Genomic DNA, 5,317 nt, shown 5'->3' on the forward strand with positions numbered 1-5,317 from the left:
GGGGAATCGCATATTTTAAAAAAATTTCAAAACAAAAAAAACATACGAAAACCCCCACCAGATCAACTTTCTCTGAGGGAGTCTACGTATATTTCCTCCGCTAAATTAGTGCGTCATTCTTTATTAAATTTTGTTAATGAAAAGCGAGGATGGACAAGTCGATAAAAGAGAGTTTGAGCGCGATAGTTGGATCACACTCGCTCTGGTAATATACTTCGCTATATGAATGACTCGTTCCTTGTTTAAACATTTTCGAATTGATAAGAGGCTAGACAAAGTGGTTTTGTCTAGCCTCGTTTTTGTTGTTCTTTTTTTGTTTTGTTATTGGTTCATTTCGGCGAATGCTTCGTCTACGGCTTGTAGGGTTTCTTTGATGTCTTGTTCTGTATGGGCAATTGTTAGGAACCATGCTTCGTATTTTGATGGGGCGAGATTAATGCCGCGTTTTAGTAGTTGCTTGAAGAAGATTCCGAATTGCTCGCCGTTTGTGTTTTCGGCTTGTTCGTAGTTTTTTACTTTTTCGTCTGTGAAATAAACGGTCAGGGCTCCTTTAAGACGGTTTACGGTAATCGTTTGGTTGTGTTTTTTGGCTGCTGTTAGAATGCCGTCTTCAAGTATAGCTCCGAGTTGATCTAGTTTGTCATACAGTCCTTCTTCTTTTAACACTTCTAAACAAGCGATACCAGCGCTCATCGAAGCGGGGTTTCCTGCCATTGTGCCTGCTTGGTAAGCGGGACCTAGTGGAGCTACTTTTTCCATAATGTCAACTCGGCCACCGTAAGCACCGATTGGCAAACCGCCACCGATGATTTTGCCTAAAGCAGTCATATCTGGTTCTACTCCTAGATAGTTTTGCGCGCCACCATACATAAAGCGGAAAGCTGTAATTACTTCATCGTAAATAACGAGTGCGCCTGCGTCGTGTGTTAGTTTGTTAACCGCTTCTAAAAATCCTTCAGCTGGCTCGACGATTCCAAAGTTTCCGACGATCGGCTCAACAAGAACAGCGGCGATCTCATCGCCCCATTTATCTAAAGCATCTTTGTATGCGTCAATATCATTGAAAGGAACGGTGATGACTTCTTTCGCGATGCTTTTTGTAACGCCAGCAGAGTCTGGAGTTCCTAGTGTTGATGGGCCTGAACCGGCTGCAACTAAAACGAGATCAGAATGCCCGTGATAACAACCGGCAAATTTAATGATTTTGTCGCGACCTGTGTAAGCACGAGCAACGCGAATCGTTGTCATAACTGCTTCTGTACCAGAGTTCACGAAGCGAACTTTTTCAAGAGAAGGAATGGCTTCTTGTAGCATTCTTGCAAATTTATTTTCAAGTTTAGTCGGTGTTCCGTATAAGATTCCGTTTTCAGCTGCTTCTTGAATGGCTTTTGTAATGTGTGGGTGAGCATGTCCGGTAATGATCGGCCCGTATGCGGCTAAATAATCGATGTACTTATTGCCATCTACATCCCAAAAATAAGCGCCTTTCGCTTTTTCCATAAAGACGGGACTGCCACCGCCTACTGCTTTAAAAGCTCGAGAAGGACTATTCACTCCTCCAACGATGAGTTCTTGTGCTTCTTTATATAATGCTTCTGACTTTGTCCAATTCATATAAAAATTCCTCCATTTATAGAACATGTATCTTCTTGTTATTCAACCATAGACAACGCTATAGAGCAAATAATCTAGGTTAAAAATGGCAACACGGTGAAAAGCGATTGGACGTTTACTTTCAATATTCTAGAAAATAGCATGTGGACATATGGTTAGATGAGGAGGGGCGTTGTACATGAACTGGATCTTATCGCTTATACTCATTATTGCCACGATCGGAACGATAGTTAGCATACTTATGCTGCTACGCTACCGTCCAATTAAAGGGAGACATTCTGTTTCATTAAGACATTTCACATTACTTTTTCTCGTTTATATAACCGTGATCTTGTCCTTTTCGATTTTATATTTAGGGTTTGAATTGATGGGTATTCAAGTGATTAAAGAAGGAAATGCGCATGCGGGTGGAACGGTACCGCATCTTGTAGAAGATATTATATACTTTAGTGCGATTACAATGTTGTCAGTAGGATATGGAGATATCGTACCTGTTGGTTTTGGTAGGATTGTTGCGATTGTACAGGCATTATTTGGTTATCTGCTTCCTGCGGCCTTTGTTGTGACGTCTTTTATACAAGTGACAAGCAAGCCTGAGTAGTTGTTTTTCCGTTTGAGTTCCGCTACCCTAAAGGAAAGACGATTGAAGGGATGATGATCATGGTTGAAGTAGGCAAAGAAGCACCGCAATTCTCATTACCAGCAAATAACGGACAAACAGTCTCGCTTGATTCGTACAAAGGCAAAAATGTTATTCTCTATTTTTACCCTAAAGATATGACACCTGGATGTACAACTCAGGCTTGTGATTTTCGAGATAAAACGGAAGATTTCTCAGAACTAAATACAGTGATTCTCGGAGTAAGCCCTGATCCTGTTGCGAGGCATGAGAAATTCATAGAAAAATATAACCTTCCATTTCTACTATTAGCTGATGAGGATCATCAAGTTGCTGAAGCTTATGGAGTCTGGACACTAAAGAAAAACTTTGGGAAAGAATATATGGGCATTGAACGTTCTACTTTTATTATTGATAAAGATGGAGTACTAGTGAAAGAGTGGAGAAAGGTCAAAGTAAAAGATCACGTCGAAGAAGCTCTTTCATATGTAAGAAGTGAGCTGGAATCAAACTAACGGACTCTAACAGACAGTATTTTTTGCATTTTTTTATTGGTGATGCTCTTTGGAGACAGGAACATCTATCTATGTAATCGAATACTTGTAAGTAAAGGGAATTGGATTAGGGGGTGTTACTGTGAAACTTCTAGTATGTATCATTGATAATGTGTATGCCGATGAAGTGGAAGTGCAGTTGAAGAAACAAGGTTATCGAATGACGGAGCTTGCGAGCTCTGGAGGTTTCTGGAGAAAAGGGAATACAACCTTTCTATTCGGAGTAAATGAAGAAGATATTCCGCAGCTACAAGAAGCGTTAAAGAAAGCTTGTCTAGACATTGAGCAGAGAAAGAGGAAGGTCAGTAAACAAGCCCATCGTTATACTTCTTTCTTAGTGGATGTAAAGGATGCAGCTCCTTTTTTAGGGTTAACAACATAAAGGTAGTATAATTGACATCACTGCTTTTTTCATATTATACTAATTATAAAGTAATAATGGTTTTTTCTGAAAGAGAGGTGCATGACAATGTCTGATCATCGCTTGCAAGATGCACTTGATGCTTTAAAAAGCACCCGTGTGCGTATGACTCCGCAACGTCATGCGATACTAGAATTCCTTTATGAATCAATGACCCACCCAACAGCTGACGATATTTATAAGGCGTTAGAGGGGCGTTTTCCCAATATGAGTGTCGCGACAGTTTATAATAATCTTCGCGTGTTCAAGGAAGCTGGCATCGTAAAAGAGTTAACGTATGGTGATGCGTCGAGTAGATTTGATTCGGTCACATCTGATCATTATCATGTTATTTGTGGAGATTGTGGGAAGATCGTTGATTTTCATTATCCGGGACTTGATGAAGTGGAAACTTTAGCTGCACATGTTACAGGCTTTAGAGTTCATAACCATCGGATGGAAATTTACGGGACTTGTCCAAGCTGCCAAGATAAAAATAGTACTTTAAATTAAATGATTTCTACTAAAAAGGGAAACGTGCCTACATAGGTACGTTTCCCTTTTTAGTTATTTAGTTGATTTGCGGTTATACTTCTCATCAAAGTCTTTGCCTTCAAGTGACTTATCCATCGTTAATGGTTCGCTGCAATGCATGCAAGCATCGACTCGGCCAAGCATCTTTGTCGCGCCACCACAACTTGGACAAACAACTTGTATCGTTTTAGTAGAGAGCATGCCGATCCAGAAATAAACGACAGTACTTCCGATGATAAAAAGGAAACCAATTAACATCGCAAGTGTCATGACAATATAAGACTCTCTAAAAAAGATACCGATATACATAACGAGAATTCCTACAAAGACGAGGGAAAGAGCAAACGTTCGGATTTTATTAATCTTATTTGTATATTTTAGTGCCATTAGTCTACCTCCTAAATCTAGTAGTAGTATAGCATAGCTTTCGCCAAAACACTCACGCAGGATGTTAAAAGGTTATGAAGATTTCGCGTTTCCTAGCAGGAAAAAAGAATTGAACTGTAGAATCTGTAAACTCTGAAACCTAAAAGTGGGAGCAAGATCTAAATGCTTTTAGGGGGAGAGGGGATTTTTTTATGGACACATTATTACGTCATCTTTACATAGATCAAGCGAGCGAAGAAAATACACTTGCGATTTTATTAATAGATAAGGAACAATCTCCGTTGTCGATTACAGATGGGTTCGATGTGGTGATTCTTCTTATTAACAACGTACAAGATATTACATGGGAAGTGAAACATTATAAAGTAGGGGAACGAAGAGTTTCGTTTCATTTTCTGAGCCAGGCGATGATGCACCAAACATTAATCGTTGGCAATCACAGACGCTTAGTTGATTGGTTGGTCAACGGTAAGATTGTGTTTGATCGTAACGAATATCTTAAAGGTGTGAAAGAGCGAATTGAATCTTTTCCTCCAGGAGATCGCAGCAAGAAGATGACGATTCAATTTACGAAAATGCTGAGAAGGTTTGAAGAAGGCAAAACACTTTTTGAAAATGGACATTCCTTTGATGCGTTTAGCAATATGATGCATGCTCTTCATCATTTAGCTAGATTATCGGTTATTCAACACGGCTTCTATCCAGAAGTGACCGTTTGGGAACAGGTAAAGCATATCGAACCGTCTACTTATAAACTGTATCAAGAATTATTAAAGAGTGAAGAGTCACTTGAAAAAAGAATTGAGCTGTTAATTTTGGCGACAGAGCTTGCGATTCATTCTAAAACTTTGAATGGAAGTCAGCACTTCTTGTCTTTAGTTGACTCTGAAAACCAGTATTTAATTTCTGATTTGATGAGCATACAGGAAACGGAAGATTACCGTGTTGATCTCGAATTACTTGTTCGCCACTTAGTGGAGAAAGACTTTGTGAGCTGTTTTAAAGCTCCAACAAAAGCAGAAGGGATTATGAAGACTTATTATCAGTTTCAAAAAAATTAAAAACAGTGTTGACGTGTTAATTTTTAAATGATATATTATTACTTGTCGCTGACGAGGCGACGCAAGACAAAAACATTTTCTTTGAAAAACATTTGACAGATCAGTTGTGAAATGTTAAATTAGAAAAGTCGCTGTTGAGTGACAAGTA

At 39.2% G+C, this 5,317-nt stretch carries 7 protein-coding genes; 5 read left to right on the plus strand and 2 right to left on the minus strand.

Annotated elements, in window-relative coordinates:
* Positions 1–321: 321 nt before the first annotated feature.
* Positions 322–1,614, minus strand: coding sequence for a glutamate-1-semialdehyde 2,1-aminomutase (locus JCM9157_RS22590; protein WP_035668696.1), 1,293 nt, complete (start codon positions 1,612–1,614; stop codon positions 322–324).
* A gap of 178 nt (positions 1,615–1,792) precedes the next feature.
* On the opposite strand from JCM9157_RS22590, the gene JCM9157_RS22595 reads away from it, so the two are divergent.
* The 4 genes from JCM9157_RS22595 to perR all read left to right on the plus strand — a co-directional run bounded on the left by JCM9157_RS22595 (position 1,793) and on the right by perR (position 3,700).
* Positions 1,793–2,215 (plus strand): potassium channel family protein, encoded by a 423-nt coding sequence (locus tag JCM9157_RS22595; RefSeq protein ID WP_035668697.1) that lies wholly within the window; start codon positions 1,793–1,795, stop codon positions 2,213–2,215.
* A 56-nt stretch (positions 2,216–2,271) separates the two neighbouring features.
* Positions 2,272–2,748: a thioredoxin-dependent thiol peroxidase gene (gene bcp / locus JCM9157_RS22600; protein WP_035668705.1), complete on the plus strand. Its 477-nt coding sequence runs from the start codon at positions 2,272–2,274 to the stop codon at positions 2,746–2,748.
* Between the two features lie 121 nt (positions 2,749–2,869).
* Positions 2,870–3,169 carry a cyclic-di-AMP receptor gene (locus tag JCM9157_RS22605; protein ID WP_035668698.1) on the plus strand — a complete coding sequence of 100 codons (300 nt, stop codon included), beginning with the start codon at positions 2,870–2,872 and terminating at the stop codon, positions 3,167–3,169.
* A gap of 87 nt (positions 3,170–3,256) precedes the next feature.
* Positions 3,257–3,700 (plus strand): peroxide-responsive transcriptional repressor PerR, encoded by a 444-nt coding sequence (gene perR / locus JCM9157_RS22610; protein WP_035668699.1) that lies wholly within the window; start codon positions 3,257–3,259, stop codon positions 3,698–3,700.
* Positions 3,701–3,754: 54 nt separating this feature from the next.
* Here perR and JCM9157_RS22615 read toward each other — a convergent pair whose 3' ends face one another.
* The gene (locus JCM9157_RS22615; protein ID WP_035668703.1) at positions 3,755–4,108 is read right to left on the minus strand and encodes a YgzB family protein; all 354 of its coding nucleotides are present in this window, start codon (positions 4,106–4,108) and stop codon (positions 3,755–3,757) included.
* A gap of 191 nt (positions 4,109–4,299) precedes the next feature.
* On the opposite strand from JCM9157_RS22615, the gene JCM9157_RS22620 reads away from it, so the two are divergent.
* A complete protein-coding gene (locus JCM9157_RS22620) occupies positions 4,300–5,169 on the plus strand; it encodes a nucleotidyltransferase-like protein (RefSeq protein ID WP_035668704.1) in 870 nt (289 codons plus the stop codon).
* Positions 5,170–5,317: the final 148 nt, after the last annotated feature.

This window comes from Halalkalibacter akibai JCM 9157 (genome assembly GCF_000513135.1).
Taxonomy (GTDB): domain Bacteria; phylum Bacillota; class Bacilli; order Bacillales; family Bacillaceae_D; genus Halalkalibacter; species Halalkalibacter akibai.